We start from the raw sequence: 237 nt of genomic DNA on the forward strand, positions 1-237 counted from the left end.
CGGTGCGGTGTCGGGCGAGAAGGTGCTCGCGATCGCGATGACCGAGCCGGGCGCGGGCAGCGACCTGCAGGGCATTCGTGCCACCGCGGTGCGCGACGGCGACAGCTGGGTGCTCAACGGACAGAAGACGTTCATCACCAACGGCATCAACGCCGACCTGGTCATCGTCTTCGCGAGGACCGACCCCGACGCCGGCTCCCGCGGCTACAGCCTCTTCGTCGTCGAGCGCGACGACCC

The 237-nt window shown here is 69.6% G+C and carries 1 protein-coding gene; it reads left to right on the plus strand.

Features of this window, described 5'->3' with window-relative positions:
- On the plus strand, positions 1–237 hold a 237-nt coding region (locus ACOADB_RS28375), incomplete at both ends, for an acyl-CoA dehydrogenase family protein (RefSeq protein ID WP_378607566.1).

The organism is Nocardioides sp. CPCC 206348 (genome assembly GCF_048654705.1).
Classification (GTDB): domain Bacteria; phylum Actinomycetota; class Actinomycetes; order Propionibacteriales; family Nocardioidaceae; genus Nocardioides.